The 20436-nt window shown below is 72.7% G+C and carries 10 protein-coding genes; all 10 read right to left on the bottom strand.

From position 1 onward, the window contains the following. Window positions 1-2: 2 nt before the first annotated feature. Window positions 3-713, bottom strand: a complete 711-nt coding sequence (locus Vlu01_RS17620) for a Fe2+-dependent dioxygenase (RefSeq protein WP_204000735.1) — start codon at window positions 711-713, stop codon at window positions 3-5. Window positions 714-717: 4 nt separating this feature from the next. Next, entirely contained in the window at window positions 718-1533 is an 816-nt protein-coding gene (locus Vlu01_RS17615) for a thioesterase II family protein (RefSeq protein ID WP_204000732.1), read from the bottom strand. Next, on the bottom strand, window positions 1530-1940 hold the full coding sequence (locus Vlu01_RS17610) for an ACT domain-containing protein (protein WP_204000730.1): 411 nt from the start codon (window positions 1938-1940) through the stop codon (window positions 1530-1532). Before Vlu01_RS17610 ends, Vlu01_RS17615 begins: the two co-directional genes overlap by 4 nt. Further along, on the bottom strand, window positions 1940-3013 hold the full coding sequence (gntD, locus tag Vlu01_RS17605) for a guanitoxin biosynthesis L-enduracididine beta-hydroxylase GntD (protein ID WP_204000727.1): 1074 nt from the start codon (window positions 3011-3013) through the stop codon (window positions 1940-1942). Before gntD ends, Vlu01_RS17610 begins: the two co-directional genes overlap by 1 nt. Then, the gene (locus Vlu01_RS17600; protein WP_204000724.1) at window positions 3003-4136 is read right to left on the bottom strand and encodes a homoserine dehydrogenase; all 1134 of its coding nucleotides are present in this window, start codon (window positions 4134-4136) and stop codon (window positions 3003-3005) included. The genes gntD and Vlu01_RS17600 overlap by 11 nt, the downstream gene beginning before the upstream one ends. Continuing rightward, complete coding sequence (locus Vlu01_RS17595) at window positions 4133-8851, bottom strand: non-ribosomal peptide synthetase (RefSeq protein WP_204000720.1); 4719 nt, start codon at window positions 8849-8851, stop codon at window positions 4133-4135. The genes Vlu01_RS17600 and Vlu01_RS17595 overlap by 4 nt, the downstream gene beginning before the upstream one ends. Before the next feature lie 20 nt (window positions 8852-8871). Further along, the gene (glyA, locus tag Vlu01_RS17590) at window positions 8872-10278 is read right to left on the bottom strand and encodes a serine hydroxymethyltransferase (RefSeq protein ID WP_204000715.1); all 1407 of its coding nucleotides are present in this window, start codon (window positions 10276-10278) and stop codon (window positions 8872-8874) included. Then, window positions 10275-14924: a type I polyketide synthase gene (locus tag Vlu01_RS17585; RefSeq protein ID WP_204000709.1), complete on the bottom strand. Its 4650-nt coding sequence runs from the start codon at window positions 14922-14924 to the stop codon at window positions 10275-10277. Before Vlu01_RS17585 ends, glyA begins: the two co-directional genes overlap by 4 nt. Next, a complete protein-coding gene (locus tag Vlu01_RS17580) occupies window positions 14921-17992 on the bottom strand; it encodes a non-ribosomal peptide synthetase (RefSeq protein WP_204000706.1) in 3072 nt (1023 codons plus the stop codon). The genes Vlu01_RS17585 and Vlu01_RS17580 overlap by 4 nt, the downstream gene beginning before the upstream one ends. After that, a partial coding sequence (locus Vlu01_RS17575) for a condensation domain-containing protein (protein ID WP_204000703.1) occupies window positions 17989-20436 on the bottom strand: 2448 nt, incomplete at its 5' end. The genes Vlu01_RS17575 and Vlu01_RS17580, both read right to left, overlap by 4 nt.

The following is a 20436-nucleotide window of genomic DNA, read 5'->3' as shown; positions in this document are numbered from 1 at the left end:
CGTCAGACGTCCGCGGCCAGGCGGAGCGCGTTGGCCGCCAGGTCGCGGGCCTTGAGCGCCAGCGGGGAGGTCCGGTCGAGAGCGAGGAGTTCCTGCGCGAGGACATTCAGTTCACTGACCTGTCGGCGCTGTTCGTGATCGCGGATCATGCTCTGCATCCACAGGATCGCAGCGAGGCGGGATCCCCGGGTCACCGTGGTCACCTCGTGTGGCATCCCGGTCGGATAGATCACCGCAGAGCCGATCGGCAACTTGTAGACCTGGCTTCCCCACGGGCTGGCGAAGGTCAGCTCACCGCCGTCGTAGCTTGCCGGGTCGGTCAGGAAGACGGTCATCGAGAAGTCGCTCCGCAGGTAGTTCTGCCCGAACGAACCGTACGCCTGCTGCTGCGCCATGAATCCGATGACCGGAGAGTCGATGTGCATGCCGTACGACATGCCTTCGTCGTACCGGTTGACGATGGCCCGGGTGATGGCGCGGGGGAAGACGGAGAAGTTCAACTCCGGGCTGCGCCGGATCGCCCGCTCCACCAGCTTGACAATCTCGACGTACGGTTGTTCGGCGGCCATCTCCCGGTTGTTCTTCACGTCCAGGTTGCCACCCCCGGCGGAGATCGCGCCGTCGACGAATGCCGCCGCGTCGATGCTCTCCTGGATGGTGTCTAGGTCGTCGTCGTCGAGGAACTTCTCGATGGTGATGATGCTGGGCCACATGGGCCTACTCCTTGCAGGTCGAGGTCGGGACCGGTTGGGGCCGGCCGGCGGGAGCCGGCCGGGGACGCAGGTGGTGGGCCACGTCGGCCAGCAGTTGGGACCGGGCCGACCGGAGGAAGAAGTGGTCACCGGCAAGGACCCGCAGCGCGAAGGCGGCTGACGTCTGCTCCGCCCACCCCGCCATCGCCTCCGCTGACACAGTGGGATCCTCCGCCCCGCAGTAGGCGGTGACCGGTACTGGGAGAGCGGCACCGGCGGCGTGGCGATGTCGCTCACTGACCGCGAAGTCGGCGCGGAGGATCGGGACGAAGTATGCGGCCAGTTCCGGATGGGTGAACAGGTCGGCGTCGGTGCCGTTGAGCCGGACGACGCTGGCGCAGAACTCGTCGTCCGGCAGCTCGTGGATGGGCGTGTAGGAGGGCCCGATCTGCGGGGCCGGCCGTCCGGAGACGAACATCCGGGTCGGCAGCCGCCCGCCCTCGCGGTGCAGCCGGCGCACCACCTCGAAGCTCACCATCGCGCCGAGGCTGTGCCCGAAGGTCGCGTAGGGGACGTCGCCCGCAGCCCGCAGCACCTCCATCAGGGGCGGCAGGTGCTGTTCCACCCGGTCCAGCAGCGGCTCGCCGGAGCGGTTCTCGCGCCCCGGCGGCTGGATCGCGCACACCTCGATGTCCTCAGGTAGCAGCGCCGGCCATTCCCGGTACACCGCCGCGCCGCCACCGGCGTACGGGAAGCAGAACAGGCGCAGTCGCGGCCGGGGAACGTGCCGCCACCGCACCACCCACGGGTTGGCCCCGGTCCGCACGGGCCGCCCGTTCACGGCTTTTCCCGTTCCACCCGGTGCCCGGCGCCGGTCAGGGCTGCGAGCGCCCCGGGCAGGTCGGTGACGAGCAGGTGGTCGGTGTCGTAGGTGGCGACGGCGAACACACTCACGCCGGCGGCGGCCAGCGGTGCGACCACGCTGTGCAGGACTCCCGGCTCGTCCAGTCCGAACGGTCCTTCGACGCGCAGGCAGTGCCACCCCGCGCCAGTACGAGAGGGTGGCGGCACGGCCTCGACGGGCAGGATGAGGGACAGTTCGTGCCGGGTGCGAGTGACCGACGTGAACGGGGTGGTTCCGGCCAGTGCCCACCCTGGTACGGGCGCGTCGGGCGCGAGGCGGTGCACGGCGAACTCGCCGGCGAGCAGGGTCAGGCGGCGCGACGGGGCGCCCTGGCGGGTGTCCATCAGTAGATGATCCTCGAGTCGGAGTGGTGCCGGAACGCCCGGGACTTGCGCAGGTCCCGGGTGATGTTGACGCGCTTCAGCCAGCGGTCCCGGCCGTCGTAGCGGGCCTGGAAGGGCCGCCGTCCATGTACCGCCCGGAAGTTGTCGATGAACAGGATCTCCCCCGGTGCCAGCGCCACCTCCTGGAGGGAGCCGTCGATGGCCGCGCAAATCCGCCGTAGCGCCTCGGCGGCGACCGGGTCGTCCTCCGGCACCCGCATGTAGAACGGGTCGATGGACAGGTACGGCGACGACGGGTCACCGGAGAGCACCGCGACCGGGAACGGCCGCTCGTTCATCTCCCGGACCCGCCGGCGGGCCGCGTCGAGCAGGACCGCGGTCCGTCCGGTCGCCGTCGACGAGCCGTGGGTTTGCTCCAGGTGCGAGTCGTCGGGCCGGATGACGAAACGCGGTTCGAAGAGCACCTCGCGGGTCGCCTCGTCGAGGTGGAGGTTCTCCACGGTGGCGAAGGTGGTGGGGACGCGGGCGTCATTGCGCAGGCAGAACAGCCCCAGGTAGTCGCACTTCAACGGGTGGAAGGCCTCCTCCGTGTGCCACCACAGCAGTTCGGTGCTGCCGCTGCCGAGCTGGCTGTGCTCGAAGCCGGGTGCGGGGCAGATGTCGTGGACCAGGGCACCCTCCTGCTGGGTAGCCCAACCGAACACGTCCCCGAGTGCCGTGGCGCAGAGCACCAGCCACATCTCCTCGGCCAGGGTGGTCCGGCGGTCGGGCTGCTGGGACCAGCCCGCCGGCGTCGGCCCGATCGACGCGTCGTCGACCTGGAAACCGGAGATGACACAGGTCGCGTGCTGCTCTGCGGTCCGCAGCTCGGTCAGAAACCGGCGTAGTCGGGCCGGTAGCTGGCCGCCGGCCACCGCCACGTCCCGCAGGAAGGCCGATGAGTCCGCCGCGCCGTGCGTCGTCCGCAGGGTGTCGACCAGGTCGTGGACCTGAGCGGCCTCCTCGGGGGTGAGGTCGAGCCGACCCGGCCCGACCAGCACCGGAGCGCCGGTCGTGTGCTGCTCACCGTGCATGTGTACCGCCGGATGTCGGGCCGGTCGGCTGCGCGCCGGCGATGTCGAGGATGTCCCGGAGCAGCGCTGCCGCCGCCGGCTCGGGGCCCGGCTCCAGGCTGACCGCCACCAGCCGGTCGACCCGGTCGGTGGTGAACGACACCGCCATCTCGTCCGGACCGATCATCGCCAGCGGGTGGTCCTGCGGCAGTGGAGCCGGTCGTACGGCCAGGTGGTAGCCGGTGCCCGTTCGCTCGGCCAGGCAGAGCGGCACGATCCGCTCCCCCCGGTCGCGGGCGGCGGCGAGGTCGGCCGGGCTGCAGGCGTCGATGCCGGTGACGGCGATGTCGGCGAGGGTGGTCGGCTGGCTGAGGACCGCGTTGGCCAGGATCGCCAGCTTGCAGGCGGCGTCGTGTCCGCCGACGTCGAGGCTCGGGTCGGCCTCGGCGATGCCACGTCGTTGGGCGTCCCAGACCGCGTCCGCGAAGTCGACGCCTGCCTCCATCGCGCGCAGCACGCTCTGCGACGTGCCGTTGAAGATCGCCTCGACCCGGTCGATCCGGGCGCCGGCCAGGTCCCGGCGGCCGATGGTGACCACCGGCAGGGCGCCCGCGACGGTGGCGCTGAAGCGGAGCCGACCGGACGACGAGGTCGCACCGGTTGCGGCCGGCGCGATCGCGCCCGGCCCGGCTGGCCACCGGTCGGCCGGATGGGACAGGGCAGCCAGCTCCGCGTAGCGCAGGGCGAGGGGCGCCTTGTTGGCGAGTACGGCGTGGACGCCATGGGTGAGGGCATACCGGACCGTGTCCAGGGCCGGCTGACCGTCGGTCAGGTTCACCGGGGTCGCCTCGACCAGGATGTCCGCGCCGCACTCGGCGAGCAGCGGCAGCGGCTCCAGCCCTGGTCTGCCCACGCCGGGCAGGTCGGCCAGCGCCCGCCCGCCGGACAGGGTGGCGCGCAGCGTCGACAGGTCCAGCCCGTCCCGGTGCAGCGCGGCGCCGCCGAGTTCGGCGACGCCGACCACCGCCAGGCGTACGCCGTACCGGGCGGCCAGGTCCGGGCCACGCTCGTCGAGCAGGTCGATCAGTGAGCGGCCCACGTTGCCGGCGCCGGCCAGGCAGAGCCGCCAGGTCACCGGGCTCACCGGCCGGCTCCGAGCCGGACGGTGGTGACGGCGACGCCGCCGAGCGGCCCGTCGCCACGAGCGGCCAGGCCGGCGATGGTGGCGTCCCAGTCGGCGATCATCGCGGTCACTGTGTCGTGGTCGAACACCCCCGGGTAGTAGTGCATGATCAGGAGCGTGTCGGCGCCTGGCACCACCTCGACCCGGAGCGGGAACTCGAACTGCGCCACCTGGTAGTCGGCCTGGGCGAGAGGGTGCTCCAGGTCGACGCGGGAGGCGAGATTGTTCAGCGAGCCGTCCCAGGGATAGTTCTCGAAGACCATCATGCACTCGAAGAGGTCGAGCAGTTCGACACCCAGTGCCTCCTCCACCGAGCTGTACTCGTACTGCCGCAGCTCCACCTGATCCGCCTGGAGGTCGGCCAGCCATTCCTTCGCCGGCCGGTCCGGGTCCACCGTGACGCGTACCGGAAGCGTGTTCATGCACAGCCCGGTGACCGTGTCCACCCCCGGGAACTCCGTCGCCCGGCCGGACGAGGTGACCCCGAGCACGACGTCCCTGCGCCCGGTGTAGGCCGCCATGAGCAGCAGCCACGCTCCCTGGATCACGGTGTTGACGGTGAGCCGGTGCGCCCGGCAGTACTCGGCCAGTGCCTCGTGGGTCACCGGGTCCAGCGGGATCCGCTGCTTGGCGAATTCGGTTCCCACGACCGGGTCCGGCCGCCCGACGGCGGCCACCACGGGGGTGGGCCCGTCGAAGCCGGCCAGGTGGTCACGCCAGAACCGGGCCGCCGTGTCCATGTCCCGCCCGCGCAGCCAGGCGACGTAGTCCCGGAACGGGGTCAGGGTCGGCAGCCGTGGCGTCTCGCCGTCGAGGATCGCCTGGTAGACCGCGAAGACCTCCTGCTGGACGATGGCCCGGGACCAACCGTCGAGCACGATGTGGTGGTTAGTGCAGACGTACTTGTAGGTGCCGTCGTCGATCTGCAACAGGTGCAGGCGCAGCAGCGGCGCGCCGCCCAGGTCGAAGCCCACCGCCCGGTCCGCCTCGACGATCTCGTCCTGCCGGGCGACCTGCCCGGCGGTGTCGAGACCCCGCAGGTCGTGACGGCTGATCCGGATGGTCGCGTCGGCGTGGACGACCTGCAACGGCTCGGCGAGGCCCGCCCAGTGGAAGGAGGTACGCAGAGTGGGGTGGCGACGCACCACGTACTGCCACGCCTCGGTGAGCGCGTCCAGGTCGAGCCCGTCGCGGACGAAGAGGTAGTCGGCCTGGATGACGTACTGCCCGGGACGGGGGTGGGCCAACTGCCGGCGCAGCATGTGCCGCTGCATCGGCGGCAACGGGTACACGTCGACCAGGTCGGGAATCTCAGCCCGCAGCCGGGCCAGTTCCGCCGGGGTCGGTGCGGTCAGCGGCGGCAGTTCGTCCGGGGCACCAGGCTCCTCGTCGGTGACGGTCGACGCGTCCCGGGCCAACTCGGCGATCGTCTGGTGCTGGAACATCTGCCGGGGTGAGAGGGACACGCCGACCCGCCGGGCCCTGGACACCACCTGGATGGTGGTGATGGAGTCGCCACCGAGGGCGAAGAAGTTGTCCTCGATCCCCACCCGGTCCAACCCGAGAAGCTCCGACCAGATGTCGGCGAGAACCTGTTCTGTGCGGTCCCGGGGGGCGACGTACGGGGTTCCGGCGGCCTCGCCACCGGCGTCGGGGGTGGGCAACCGACCTCGATCGATCTTGCCGTTCGGGGTCAGCGGGAACGACTCCAGTGGCATCAGCACGGCCGGGACCAGGTAGTCGGGAAGGATCTGTTGCGCCGCCGCCCGGACCACCGCCGGGTCCAGTGCGCCGCCCGGTTCGGCGACCAGGTAGGCGATCAGCCGTCGGGGCGTACCGTCGTCGGGTGAGACGGTGACCAGAGCCTCCTTGACACCGTCCTGGGCGCGCAGCGCGCTCTCCACCTCACCGGGCTCGATCCGCCAGCCCCGGATCTTGACCTGGAAGTCGCTGCGGCCGAGGAGTTCCAGGTTGCCGTCGGCGCGGTACCGGGCCCGGTCGCCGGTGCGGTAGAGCCGCTCGTCGGGCCACTGTGGCAGCGGGCTGGCCAGGAACTTGGCACGGGTCAACTCGGTGTCGCCCAGGTAGCCGCGGCCGACTCCGACGCCGGCCAGGTACAGGTCGCCCGGCACCCCGACCGGGACCGGTCGCATCCGGGAGTCCAGGACGAAGCACCGCTGGTTGGCCATCGGTCGGCCGTACGGGATGCTGCGCCAGGTGGGGTCCACCTCGTCGACGAGGTAGATCGTCGAGTCCATCGACACCTCGGTGGCGCCACCGAGGCTGACCACCCGCGCACCGGGTGCCAGGGCCCGGAGTCGGTCGGGGAGGCTGAGCGGGATCCAGTCCCCGCCGAGCAGCGCGAGCCGGATCGGCAGCGGACCGGCCCCGACCGACTCACCCGCCTCGACGAACATTTCCAGCAGGGCCGGCACGGTGTGCCATACCGTCACCCGGTGCTCGGCGACCACCCGGTGCCAGTGTTCCGGGTCGCGTTCAGTGCCCGGGTCCGGCAGCGCCAGGGTGGCCCCGGCCATCAGGGTGCCGAACACGTCGTAGGCGGACATGTCGAACCCGGTGGCGGCCAGCCCGAGCAGGCGGTCGCCGGGTCCGATGCCGAACCGGCGGTTGAAGTCGCTGAAGTTGTTGACCCGGCCGCGGTGGTCGAGGAGCACTCCCTTCGGCCGCCCGGTGCTGCCCGAGGTGAAGATGACGTACGCCAGGTTCTCCGGGGTGACGGCCGGGCGGGGCCGTCGGGTCGGCTCCGCCGCGACGGACGCCCGGTCCGCGTCGACGTCGACCAGCCGGACGCCGGAGACCGATGCAGCCCACGGGGCGCTCGCGGCCGTACCCACCACCAGCGGTGCGGCGGCGGTGTCCAGCATGTACCGCAGCCGCTCCGCCGGGTACGTCGGGTCCAACGGCAGGTAGGCCGAGCCGGCCTTGGCGATGCCCAGCAGACCGACGACCAGGTCGAGGGACTTCTCCAGGCAGATCCCCACCGGCACGTCCGGCCCGGCGCCGCGGGCGATCAGGTGGTGGGCGAGCTGGTTCGCCCGGACGTCCAGCTCGGCGTACGTCAGCCATCCCGTGCCGGTGACCACGGCGAGTGCTTCGGGGTCGCGGTCGACCTGTTCCTCGATCAGCTCGTGCAGGCAGCGGTCGGACGGGTACCCGGTGTCGGTGCGGTTCCACTCGACGACAATCTGTTCCTCCTCCGGCGCCGTCAGCAGCGGCAGGTCGGCCAGCTTGAGCGTCGGGTCGGCCAGTGCGGCGGTGAGCAGGGTGGTCAGGTGCCCGACCATCCGGACGACGGTCGCCTCGTCGAACAGGTCGGTGCTGTACTCAACGGCGAGCCGGAAGCTGCCGCCGTTCTCCTCCAGGCCGAAGGTCAGATCGAACTTGGCGGTGTGGTTGTCGATCGCCAGCGCCTCGTCGAGCCCGGGAAGGACGGCTTGTGCCCCGGGCTCGGAACCACCGCCGGCCCGGAAGACGAACATCACCTGGATCAGCGGCGTCCGGCTGAGATCCCGGTCGGGCTGGGCGATCTCCACGATGCGGTCGAAGGGAAGGTCCTGGTTGGCCAGGGCCCCAAGATTCGTCCGGTGGGCGCGGGCCAACAGCTCCGTGAAGGTCGGGTCGTCACGCAGGTCCGTCCGCAGCAGCACCGTGTTGGACAGGTAGCCGACCATGCCGGCGAGCTCCGGCCGGCCCCGGTTCGCCACCGGGGTGCCGATGCCGACCCGGTCCTGGCCGCTGTACCGGCCCAGCAGCGCGGTGAGGCCGGCGAGGAAGACGCTGAACGTTCCGGTACGCGCCTCGCGGCCCAGTTCCCGTGCCCGCTCGGCGAGATCCGCCGGCAGCCACTCGACGTACTGCGCGCCCCGGTAGCTCTGCTGCGCCGGGCGGGCCCGGTCGGTGGGCAGGTCCAGCACCGGCACCTCTCCAGCGAGCTGGTCCCGCCAGTACGCGACCTGCGCGTCGAGCGCCTCCCCCTGCAGCGCTGACCGCTGCCAGTGGGCGTAGTCGGGGTACTGCACGACGAGGTCGTCCAGGGGCGGGCGTTGCCCGTGGGTCAGCGCCTCGTAGGTCACCGACAGCTCCCGCAGCACCAGCTCCATCGACCAGGTGTCGGCGATGATGTGGTGGATCGAGGCCATCAACACGTGTTCGGCGGGTCCCAGACGCACCAGTCCGACCCGCAGCAACGGCGCCCGGTCGAGGGCGAACGGCCGGTTGGCGTGTTTCACCACCAGGTCGTCCAGGGCGGCGCTCCGGTCCGGCTCGGGCAGGTCAGCCAGGTCGTGCCCCTCCAGCGGCACCCAGGTCCGTTCGTGCACGACCTGGACCGGACCGTCGTCACCGAGGACAAAGCTGGTGCGCAGGCTCTCGTGCCGCTCGACGAGCACGTTGAGGCTGCGTTCGAGCACCGGTACGTCGATCGGGCCCCGGATGGTGGCGGCGAGGGGGATGTTGTAGTGCGCCGTGCCCGGGTCGAGCTGGTCCAGGAACCACAGCCGCTGCTGGGCGAAGGAGAGCGGGATGGGGCCGTCCGGCCGACGCCCGATCGGTGCGTGCTCCGTTCCCACCGGTCGCCGGAGCCGCTCGGCCAGCAGCGCCTGCTTGCGTGGGGACAACGCCGAGATTCTGGTCAGCGTCTCGGAATCCAGGTCCATGGAGGTTCTCCTCGTCGGGGTCAACTCGGCCAGGCGGGCGTGGTGCAGGCAAGGTCGTCGGCCGGGTAGCGCGGTAACGGCCAGCGCTCGCAGAGCGCCGCCACGTCGGCCGACACCTGTTCGGCGGTACCGGCGTCGAGGTGGAAGTCCCGGTCCCCGCGAGGCTGTACCGCCCGCAGCACCCGGTCCGCCAGCCGGGCGCAGGTCGGCATGTCGACCGGCCCGGCTCCGCGTACGGCGAGGGTGTTGGTGCCCAGCCGGAGCCCGCTGGTGACCGAGGCGGGCCGTCGGTCGCCGGGTACGTGGTTCTTGTTGACCAGGATCCCCACCGATTCCAGGGCGTTCTGGGCAACCAGCCCGCTCAACCCGGTGTCGGTCAGGTCGAGCAGCACGATGTGGTTGTCCGTGCCCCCGGACACCACCCGGTACCCGAACCGGGCGAACGCGTCGGCCAGCGCCCGGGCGTCGTCGACGATGCGTGCGGCCAGGTCCCGGAACTCCGTGGTGGCGCACCGGTCGAAGGCCCGCGCCTTCGCGGCGATCACGTTGACCGCCGGTGCTCCCTGGAAGAACGGGAAGACCGAACGCTGCATCGCCTCGGCCAGGGTGCTGCCGTGACCACCCGGCACGGGCGTCGTCGCGTCCCGGCCGAGCAGCACCAAGCCGCCGCGCGGGCCGAAGAGCTGCTTGTGGGTGCAGGTGGTGGTGATGTGCGCGTGGTCGACCGGGTTGGGGTGCAGCCCAGCCACCACCAGCCCCGCGACGTGAGAGATGTCCGCCAGTAGCAGCGCACCCACCTCGTCGGCCACCGATCGGAAGGCCGCGAAGTCGACAGTGCGGGAGTACGCCGTCGCCCCGCAGATGATCAGTCGGGGCCGGGTCCGGCGCGCCAGCGCGCGGACTGCGCCGATGTCGATGCGACCGTGCTCGTCCAGCCCGTACCCGTGTGCCTGGAAGTACTGCCCCGAGAAGGACGCCCGCGATCCGTGCGTGAGGTGGCCGCCCTGGTGCAGGTCCATCCCGAGGATCACGTCCCCCGGTCGCAGCAGGGCACTGAGCGCCAGCTCATTGGCGACCGAGGCCGAGTGCGGTTGCACGTTCGCGTACTCGGCTCCGAAGAGGCGGCGGGCCCGGTCGATCGCGAGCTGTTCGATCTCGTCGACCTGCGCGCAGCCGGCGTGGTACCGGCGGCCCGGGTAACCCTCCGCCGTCACGTTCACCACCGGTGACGCCAGGCAGGCCAGCACCGACGGATCGACCACGCTTGACGAGGCGACCATGACCAGCGAGCGTGCCTGCCGCCGGTTCTCCCGGTCCAGGATCGCGTGCAGGTCCGGGTCCTCCTGCCGCAACAGGTCCGCTCCCCGCTCGGCGAGCCGGGCCACGGAGATGCCGGACCTGGCGTCACTGTGGGCCGACACCGTCACGGCGCGCTCCCATCGTGGTCGTCGTCCATCTTCTCCAACTCGTCGAGGAGGGCTTCCAGGTCGTCGATGTCGGTGTGCCGGGCCTGGATCTGTACGACCTGCTGCGCCATACCCGCCACCGTCGGCGCCTCGAACAGGATGCGCAGCGGGAAGTCGATGTCGAATCCGGACCGGAGCCGCGAGACGAGTTGCACGCCGAGCAGCGAGTGCCCGCCGAGGGCGAAGAAGTCGTCGTCGACGCCGACCTTCTCGATGCCCAGCAGGAGCTGCCAGATCGCGGCGATCCGTTCCTCGATGTCGTTGCGCGGCGCCGCGTACGGGGTGGCCAGCGGTGGCCGGGGATGAGCGGCGCTCGGCCCCCCGACCGGCCCCACCCCCCGATGCTGGCCGTACCGCCAGTAGTCGATGCGGGGCCGCAGGTCGTCGGCGAGGACGACGAGGTGGCCCGGGTCCGGCAGGGCCAGGATCCGCCGCATCGCCCCGACCGCCTCGGCGGCGCTGAACGGCGGGCCGAGACCGGTTTCCCGGTCGGCAGCCACCTCGTACTCACCGTCGTCCCAGTCGGTGCTGAACCAGCGGGTGGGGGCGGTACGGGAAAGCAGATCGACCCAACCGTGGGCGAAGGTTGCCGCCGCCGCGCTCGCCACCCGGCCCAGCCCACCCAGTTGGGGACTCAGCGTCGACTGAACCAGGCAGAACCCGACCGGTAGTCCGGCCAGGGCCGCGCCGAGCGCGACCGTACCGTGCAGCCGGCGGCGGAAGCGCTCCTGGCACACCGCCCGCGTGGTGTCCCGGACCAGGTAGTGCACCCGTTCTTCGGCCAGCCCGGCGGTGTGCAACACCCCGTCGAGGCGGCCGGCCCGTTCGATGACCGATCGGACGGCCTGGCGCAACTGCGCCGGGGCGGCGACGTCGGCGGTCACCACCGAGACGTGGCCACCGGCGGCCCGCCCGGCGCGGACGCGGCGGATCCGCTCGCTGGTGTCGTCGTGCCGGGGATGGGTGTCGAGCCAGTCGTCCCACTGCTGCTCGGCGGGGAAACCAGGCCGCTCGACGATGGTGACGTCGGCGGCGTAGTCGTCGATTAGCACGCGGGTGAAGGAGTCGGCGTACTCGTCGGCACCACCCGTGATCAGGTAGACGCCGGCGGCCCGGAACGGGTCTATCACCGGCTCGGGCAGGTCGAGGGCGTCCCAGTCGGGTATCCAGCGCCGGCCACCGCGCCAGGCGACCGGGTCCGGCGACGGTTCGCCGCACTCGTCGAGCAGCCGTCCTGCCACCCGGTCGGGGTCCTCGGTGGCCGGATCCGGGTCCAGGTCGAACACCTGGCAGGGCAACTCGGCGTTCTCCTGGGGCAGGACCAGGGCGGCCCCGGTCACGGTGCGGGTGATCGGGTTGAGCCGTTCGGTGCCGCTGATCGAGTGCAGGCCGGCGGCGACGATCCGCAGCGCGACGGTGCCGGCGGTCGGCAGGGTCTCCATCGCCTGTCCGAGGAAGAGCAGACTGTAGAAGGAGAGGACCTGCCCGGTCTCGACGGCCGCAATGGTCTCGGTGGTGGTGTCCGCGCGGAGGTCCGGTGCCGGCACGTCCATCGACCACAGGTGCAGTATCTGGTCGGGCTGCCTGCCCGCGCCGGCCAGCCGCTCCAGCAGCGTCCGGTAGTCGGCCGGCCGGTCGGGGTCCACCAGCACCGGCCCGTCGCCGCCCGGTTCGAGGCCGCCCGCGTCGAAGGCCGGACCGGGCGCGACCTCCACCACCTCGGCACCCCGGGCACGCAGCTCCGCCACGACGCTGTCGCCGAGCGGGTGGTGTCCGCGCAGCACCAGCCACCGTTCCCCGGCGGGGCGCACGGCCACGGCGTCCGTGCGGGGGCGCTGCCGCCAGACGGGGATCGTGAACCAGGTGGCGGGGTCGGCGCGGGCCGGCGGGGCCGCCGGCACCGGACGCGCCGCGCCGGGGGTGGCCTGCCCCGGAATGACAGACCCCGGGCTGAGCCAGAACTCGTCGCGCTCGAACGGGTAGCCGGGCAACCGCACCGGTGGGCCGGCCGGCGGTGGCTGCCGGTCCACCTCGACACCGAGCAACCAGAGCTGCCCGAGAGCGGAGACCAGGGCGGCGCGGTCGGTCACCGTCGCGGCCCCCCGGTGCAGGGTGGACACGGTGGCCGGTGGGGTGTCGCCCTGCTGGCGGGCGAGCGCACCGAGTCCGTGTCCCAGTCCGACCTCTAGCAGCACGGCCTCGGGCAACCGGTCGCGCAGGCGGCGCAGCGCGGCGCTGAACCGGACCGGCTCGCGGAGCTGCCGGACCCAGTACTCGGGGTCGGTGACCAGCTCGGCGGTCGCCCAGTCACCGGTCAGTGTGGACACGTACGGGCTCGCCGGGGCGGTGAACCGGACCGTCGCGCAGACCTGCCGGTACGCGTCCAGGATGCCGTCGAGGGCGGGTGAGTGGACGGCCACCGTGGTTCGCACCGGCGTGGTCGGCACGTCCCGCGCGTCCAGCCGGGCCCGGAGGTCCGCCAGCTCACCCGGCGGTCCGGAGACGGTGCACGACGACGGACCGGTGAACGCCGCCACGGTCAGTGCCCCGGGCAGCTCCGCCGCGACCACCTCGGCGGCGAGCCCGACGGCGAGGGCGCCGCCCGGCGGCAACGTGTCGTAGAGCCGCCCGCGCACGGCGACCAGCCGCATGCAGTCCTCGAGGGAGAGGACACCGGCCAAGGTCGCCGCGACGTACTCACCGAGCGAGAACCCGACTGCCGCCTCCGGTCGCACCCCGGCCCGCAGGAGCTGACGGGTCAGCGCGTACTGGGTGACCACCAGGGCCGGCACCGAGACAGAGTTGCGGGTCAAGGCGGCGCGGGCGCGCTCGTCGGCCCCGTCGGCCGGATACATCACCGTGCGCAGGTCCAGGCCGAGGTCATCGGCGAGCAGGCCAGCGCAGTGGTCCACGTCGTCCCGGTAGCCGGGAACGTGGTCGTACAGGTCGCGCCCCGTTCCCGGCTCGAAGCCGGTGAGTCCGGGCAGCAGGAGGGCGACGGGCCGGTCGGTGGACTCCTCGAAGACCGCCTCCGGGATCTCGGCGGCCAGCGCGTCAGCCGCCACACCAGGGTCGTCGGCGACGACCACCCGTCGCCACGGCAGGACCCGCCGGCCGGTCCGGCTGGTCCGGGCCACGCCGGCCAGAGCCGGTGCGTCGGCACCGCGCAGCAGCCCGGCCAAGGCCGCCGACGACCGGTTCAACGCCGCCGCCGAGCGGGCGGAGACGACGATCAGCTCCGGCTGCGCCGGTTCCCGCCGGACCGAACCGGGCCGCGGTGCCTCCTGCAACACCAGGTGGACGTTGGTGCCGCCGAGCCCGAAGGAGCTGACCCCGGCGCGGCGGGGCCGACCGTCGTCCGGCCAGTCGAGGAGGGTGCGGTTCACCCGGAACGGGCTGTCGTCCAGCGCCAACGCCGGGTTGGGCGCGGTGAAGTGCAGGTGGGGCGGGATCTCCCGGTGCCGCAGGGCCAGCAACGCCTTGAGCAGGCCGGCGATGCCGGCCGCCGCGTCGAGGTGGCCGATGTTCGTCTTCACCGAGCCCAGCGCGCAGAAGCCGACATCGTCGGTGTGCCGGCGGAACGCCCGGGTCAGGGCGGCGACCTCGACCACGTCGCCGAGCGCGGTTGCGGTCCCGTGGCCCTCGACGAAGGAGACGGTCCGCGCGTCGACCCCGGCGACCTCCAGCGCCTCGCCGATGACGTCGGCCTGCGCGGCCACCGACGGTGCGGTGAAACCCGCCTTGGCCGAACCGTCGTTGTTGATCGCCGAACCGAGGATCACCCCGTGGACGTGATCACCGGCCGCGAGCGCGTCGGCCAGGCGCTTGAGCACCACCACGCCCGCGCCGTCGCCGCCCACCGTGCCCTGCGCCGCCACGTCGTACGCGCGGCAGTGGCCGTCGGCGGAGGCCACCCCGCCCGGCAGGTAGCGGTAGCCGACCCGGCGGGGGGAGCTGATCCGGACCCCGCCTGCCAGGACCGCGTCGCACTGGTAGCTCAGCAGGCTCTGGCAACCGAGGGCGACTGCGGTCAGTGACGTCGAACAGGCGCTCTGCACGGCGATGCCGGGCCCGGTCAGGCCAAGCTTGTAGGCGACCCGGGTGGCCAGGTAGTCCTTGTCACTGCCCAGGACGACCTGGGTCGGACCGGCGGCGTCGAGCACGTCGGGCCGGCTCAGCACGTTGCGCAGGAAGTAGGTGTTCAGGCCCGCGCCGGCGAAGACCCCGATTCGGCCCGGGTAACGGTGCGGCACGAGGTTGGCGTCCTCAAGCGCGTGGTGGGCGCACTCCAGGAACACCCGGTGCTGGGGGTCGATCAGTTCGGCTTCCCGGGCCGCGTAACCGAAGAAGGCCGCGTCGAAGTGACCGCTGTCGGCGAGCGCGCCGTGCGCGGCCACGAACTGCGGGTGCCGGATGTCGTCCAGGTGGTACCCGTCGGCGAGCAGGTCCGCCTCGCCGAAGAAGCTGATCGACTCCACCCCGTGCCGCAGGTTCGCCCAGAAGGTCGGCAGGTCGGGCGCGCCGGGCAGCTTGGCCGCCATGCCGACCACCGCGATCGCGTCGGCGGGCACCGCGGAATCGGTGGGGGGTGTCTGCGGTGTACTCATCGGGCGCTCCCATGCCGTTCACGGGCCGCGGCCTGGGCGCGGCGACGAAGGTCTGCGCGACTGTCCGCGGTGGGTGGTCCGGTGTTGGCTTCGGGCTGCCGACCCGGACCGTCTGCGGGTGCGTCTCCCGGGGTGCCGATGGCGGCGGCCAACGACGCGACGGTGGGGTGCTCGACGACGGTCAACACGGTCACCGCCGGTCCGAACTCCTCCCGGAGCCGACCGGCCAGCTCGACCAGGAGGAACGAGTGCCCACCGAGGTCGAAGAAGTTGTCGTGGAGGCCGACCTCGGTCACCCCGAGGGTGCTCGCCCAGATGCCGGCGATCCGCTGCTCCAGAGTGCCGGCCGACGCGTCGTGCACGGCCGCGCGCGCCTCGGCGGTGGCGCCGCCGGGGTCGGGCAGCCGGGACCGGTCCACCTTGCCGTTGGCGGTCGTCGGCAGCGACGCGACCACCGTGACCGAGGCGGGGACCAGGTACGCCGGCAGCCGGTTGGCCAGGAAGCTGCGCAGCTCCGCCGGATCGGGACGGGCACCCGGTGCCGCAACCACGTAGCCGTGCAGTGTCGGTGGGTCCGAGCGGACCGTCGCCGCCGCCTCGGCGACGTCCGGATGCCGCCCGAGGACCGACTCGACCTCACCGGGCTCCACCCGGTACCCACGAATCTGCACCTGGTCGTCGTTGCGCCCGACGTACTCCAGGTCGCCCGACGGGAGATAGCGGGCCAGGTCCCCGGTGCGGTACAACCGCCGGCCGGCGTCGAACGGGTCGGGCACGAAGCGTTCCGCGGTGGCGTCCGGTGCCCGGTGGTAGCCCCGGGCGACACCGGCACCACCGACGTACAGCTCACCCACGCAGCCCAGTCCGACCCGGCGGCCGGCCGGGTCGAGCAGGTGCACCTGGGTGCCGGCGATCGGCCGGCCGATCGGTACCGCGGTCCGGCCGGTCGACCCGCGGGACGGGTACACACAGCAGCCCACCACCGTCTCGGTCGGGCCGTATTCGTTGACCAGCAGCGCGTCGGGGGCGAGCACACGCCACGGCGCGACGGCCGCCTCGGTCAGCGCCTCGCCACCGACCACCACCATGCGCAGGGCGGCAAGGTGCTCGGCCGGCACCGCCCGGCTGAGCAGGCCCAGGTGCGCCGGGGTGAGCTTGAGCAGCGTGACCGGTTGCTCGGCGAGTCCGCGCACCAGTCCCCGCACCCCACCAGGTTCGGCGTGCACCCGGCCGCCGGCCGTCAGGGGCGCCAGCAGGGAGGTGACGGTCAGGTCGAAACTCAACGGGGAGTGCGCCAGGGAGACGGTGTCCGGGCCGAGCCGGTACGCCTGCCGCGCCCACCGCAGGTAGTTCCCGAGCCCCCGGTGGGTGACCGCGACGCCCTTCGGCGTGCCGGTGGAACCGGAGGTGTACATGACGTACGCCAGGTCGCAGCCGTCCGGCACGGTCGGGGCTCCCGCCGCCGGCACCGCCTCACGCCAGTCGTCGTGGTCCAACCGGACGACTGTGCCATCCGCGGCGGCCGGTGCACCGGCGGTCAGCAGACGACTGGTGCTGACCAGCACCGAGCTGCCGGAGCTGCGGATGACACGCCGGGTCCGGGCGACCGGCCACTCCGGGTCGACGGGGAGCCAGGCGGCGCCGGCGCGCATGACCGCGACGATCGCGACTAGTGCGTCGCATCCGGGTTCGAGGCAGATCGCCACCAGCTCGCCCGGGCCCACCCCCCGCCCACGCAGGTGCGCTGCGAGCCGCGTCGACTCGTCGTCGAGCTCGGCGTAGCTGAGCGTCCGCTGCGCGTCGCCGGCCGCCGGCCGCTGTGGATCACGCCGGACCTGCTCGGCGATCTGACCGAGAATGTCGGCGGGGCCGTCCGGCGACTCCGTACGCTGTGCCCGCACCGTGTCGAGCAGGTTCCGGGTGCGGAGGGTGAACAGGTCGGCGGCCCCGACCGGGCGGTCCGGCGCGGAGAGCAGGTGGGACAGCACCGCCCCGAGCTGGTCGGCGAGCACCGGTCCGGTCCCCGGTAGGAACCGACCCGGGCGCAGGTGGACCCGCAGCGCCACGGCGTCGCCGGTGCGCTCGACGATCAGACCGATCGGACCGGGCGGCGGCGGGCAGGACACCCCGGTCACCCGGTGGCCGGCGACCGGCGGGGTCCCGGCCAGGTCGACCAGGGCCAGGGCCGGCAGGTCCGGCGGCAGCTCGGGGGCGTCCGAGCGGTCCTGCCAGCTCCGCGCCGCACGGATCCCAGCGCTTCCGGCGGCGACGAGCGCGCCGCCGCTGACCTGCGCGGGTACCGGCACGGTAACCGGTAGGTAGTGCGCGTACGGGCCGACCGCCCCGTCGAGTTCCGTCCCGGCGCGACCGTCGCCGAGCACCGCCACCGTGACGCTGGTGGTGTCACTGAGCCGGGTCAGCAGGGCGGCCCACGCGGCCAGGACGGTGGCCCCGAGGTCGTCCCGATGCAGACCGGCCAGCGCGGATCCGATCCCGTCGACCACGACCGGGTGGTCCTGGTCCGGCTCGTCGTCCTCGCCGTCGGCGACGAACGGCAGCGGTGGCCCGCTCACCGGCTCGGCCGGCGGGAGGGGCTCGTGCGCCAGGTCGTGCTGCCACTGGGCGTACTGCGGGTACTGCACCACCTCGTCGGTCGGAACCTGCCCGGCGTGACCGCGTGCCACCTCACCGGCGAGGGTGACCAAGCTGGCCGGGTCGGCGTTGCGGTCGTACGTGGTGAGCACCAACTCCGTCGTACCGGTGGCGGCCGACGTGAGGACCGCCCGCAGCAGCGGCCCCCGTTCGGCGTCGAGCGGGCCCTCGCCCCACGCCCACGCCCGCGCGGTCGGCAGGATCTGCTGGACGACACCGTCGGGCGCGGCGGCGGAACGCAGCACCGCGCGGATCGCCTCGTGCCGTTCGACCACGGCGGCGACGGCTGCCCGCAACCGCGCGGCGTCGACCGGCCCGTCGATGGTGATCCGGGCGGAGACGGGCCGGGGCGGGCCGGCGGCGAACCGGTCCCGTTGCTGACGCGACGTCCGGTACGCCGGCAGGGTCTCGGTCATGATGCCTCCTCCGGCAGGCCGCCGGTCTCCCTCGACAGTCGAACGTCGGCGAATGATCCGGGATCGCCGAGGGCGACCAGCAGGGTGCGTTCGCCGTGGAACGGATTGCGGGCGTGCGCGGTGGCGACGTTGTCGACAAGCAGCACGTCGCCGGGTTGCCACGCGAACGTGACCTCCAGGTCGGCGTACGCGGCCAGTACCTCGGCCATGTCCTCGTCGGGAATCGGCGATCCGTCGCCGTACCGGCAGTCCCGGGGCAGTGCGTCGTCGCCGTACATGGCCCGCAGCCCGGCCCGGGTGACCTCGTCGAGACAGTACGGGTGCCAGTGCTGGGCCTGGGTGAACCAGCAGGGCTCACCGGTGACCGGGTGAGCCACCACGGCGGGGCGGACGCAGATGGTGCGCAACCGGTCACCCGGAAGCCACTCGTACCGCATGTCCTGCGCGGCGCAGACCCGCTCCACCTCGGCCCGGTCGTCGGTGCCGAAGACCTGCTGCCAGGTCAGTCCGACGCCCCGCTGGTAGCAGCGCTCGTAGCGGACCTGCCGTTCGCTGAACCGCCGGCGCAGCGCGGGGTCGAGGCGTGCGTACAGCTTGCGGCCGTCGACCAGGGGCGTCTCGCCGCCGGAGTCCGCCGGCCGCAGACAGCAGAACACCAGCCGGTGCGGCCACCGCGCGTTGAAGGAGTTTTCGTTGTGCCAGAGGAGTTTGCGCTCGGGCGGGAAGAAGACCGGGGTCTGCACGTGGCCGGAGTCGAGCACCGGGACATGTTCGCCGTTCTCGGTGAACAGGTCTGTGCAGAGCTGCGCGGCGGCGGCCTCGAAGGTCTCGGCCGAGTCGACGGCGAAGCCACGGAACAGCACCGCACCGGCGACCGGCAGCACCTCGTCGATCCGGCCGCGGTGCCGCTCGACGAAGGCGGCCAGGCCGGGCCGGCCCGGCGGGGCGGTCACCAGCCGGGGCAGCACGCCGTCCGCCGTCACCGGGACCGGTGGTGCGGTTTCCGGCGGCGGGGTGGCATCGGTGAGGGAGATCGGGCGGGGACGTACGGCGCGCAGACCGACCGGTCCGGTGGGCTGTGGCGAGGGCTGCTGCATGGGTGTGTCGTTTCCTTCCCAACCGTCGATCGGGCCGTCCGGTGAGGTCACGAACCGGCGCAGGGTCGCCAGGTAGGCATCCCGAATGCGTACCGCGCCGGCCTCGTCGAGCACATCGTGGGCGAACTGGAGCACGCCGGTGAGGGTGTCGTCGTCGGCCCAGAAGAAGAGCGTGGTGTCGAACTTTGCCCGCTGCTGAGGCACCGTGACGAACTCGACGGTCAGATCGCCGAGTTGGCGGGGCAGGATCGAGTCCTCGTACACGATCTTGGTGGTGAACAGTGGTTCCCCCGGCCGGCCGGCGCTGCGCGCGACCTGCTCGTACGGCACCTCGGCGTGCGCCAGCGCGGTCGATCGGGCGTCGGCGGCGGCCCGTACGGCGGCGCGGGGAGTTGTCCCCGGGCGGAGGTCGGTGGCCAGGACGACCTGGTTGACCAGGGGTCCCACCAGGTCGAGCAGTTCCGGGCGGTCCCGGTGTGCCACGTCGGTGCCGACCCGGACCTCAGTGGTGCCCGATTCACGGGCGATCAGGACGGCGAGCGCCGCGTGTAGCACGTTGAACACAGTGACCGACGCCTGCCGGGCCAGATCGGCGATGCCGGCGCGGAGCCGGTCGTCGATCGGGATCGGCACGCTCGACCCGGACCGGTCCGCCGGTGGCGGAGCCGCCGGCGGACCGGTCCGGGTCAGCCCCACGGTCGGGACGTCGGTGAGGTGGTCCCGCCAGTGTCCGAGCTGCCCCTCCCAGCCGGCCATCCGCTCCGGGTCGGTCTCCCACGCGGCGTAGTCGACGAAGCGGAGCGGTACCTGCGGCAACCTCGCTGGTGTGCCGTCGCGGGCGGCGCGGTACAGCTCGGCCAGGTCACGCAGCAGCACCCCGCCTGACCAGCCGTCCGAGGCGACGTGGTGCAGCATGAGCAGCAACAGGTGTCGATCCGGCCCCTCGCGGCGCAGGTGAGCCCGGATCGGCCACTCGTCGCCCAGGTCGAACGGTCGGCCGAGCCGGGCCGGCAGGTCGTACTCGGCCCCGTGGTCCGGCATCGCGTCCTCGCTCACGGCGAGCGGAGCGGGTTGGTCGACGACCTGCGACAACCCGTCGCCGGTCAGCGTGAAGCGGGTGCGCAACACGTCGTGCCGGGCGACCAGGGCGGTGAGGGCACCGCGCAGGGCGGCGGCGTCGAGCGGTCCGTGCAGGCGGGCGAGCAACGGCACGTGGTAGTCGGTACGCGAGGGGGCGAGTTGCTGGGCCAGCCAGAGTCGGCGCTGCGCGGACGACGGTCGGTACGGGGCTCGGGCCATCCCCGCGCGGGGACCGGCGTCGAGGTGGGCGGGTTGCTCGGTGGTGGT

The organism is Micromonospora lutea, from assembly GCF_016863535.1.
Taxonomy (GTDB): Bacteria; Actinomycetota; Actinomycetes; order Mycobacteriales; family Micromonosporaceae; genus Micromonospora; species Micromonospora lutea.
This window is presented reverse-complemented; position numbering and strand designations above follow the sequence as displayed.

Bases quoted from the DNA above. Each gene is read 5' to 3' on its own strand.
- gntD (WP_204000727.1), bottom strand. From the start codon at position 3,013: ATGCACGGTGAGCAGCACACGACCGGCGCTCCGGTGCTGGTCGGGCCG.
- Vlu01_RS17580 (WP_204000706.1), bottom strand. From the start codon at position 17,992: ATGACCGAGACCCTGCCGGCGTACCGGACGTCGCGTCAGCAACGGGAC.
- Vlu01_RS17610 (WP_204000730.1), bottom strand. From the start codon at position 1,940: ATGGACACCCGCCAGGGCGCCCCGTCGCGCCGCCTGACCCTGCTCGCC.
- Vlu01_RS17620 (WP_204000735.1), bottom strand. From the start codon at position 713: ATGTGGCCCAGCATCATCACCATCGAGAAGTTCCTCGACGACGACGAC.
- Vlu01_RS17595 (WP_204000720.1), bottom strand. From the start codon at position 8,851: ATGGACCTGGATTCCGAGACGCTGACCAGAATCTCGGCGTTGTCCCCA.
- Vlu01_RS17585 (WP_204000709.1), bottom strand. From the start codon at position 14,924: ATGAGTACACCGCAGACACCCCCCACCGATTCCGCGGTGCCCGCCGAC.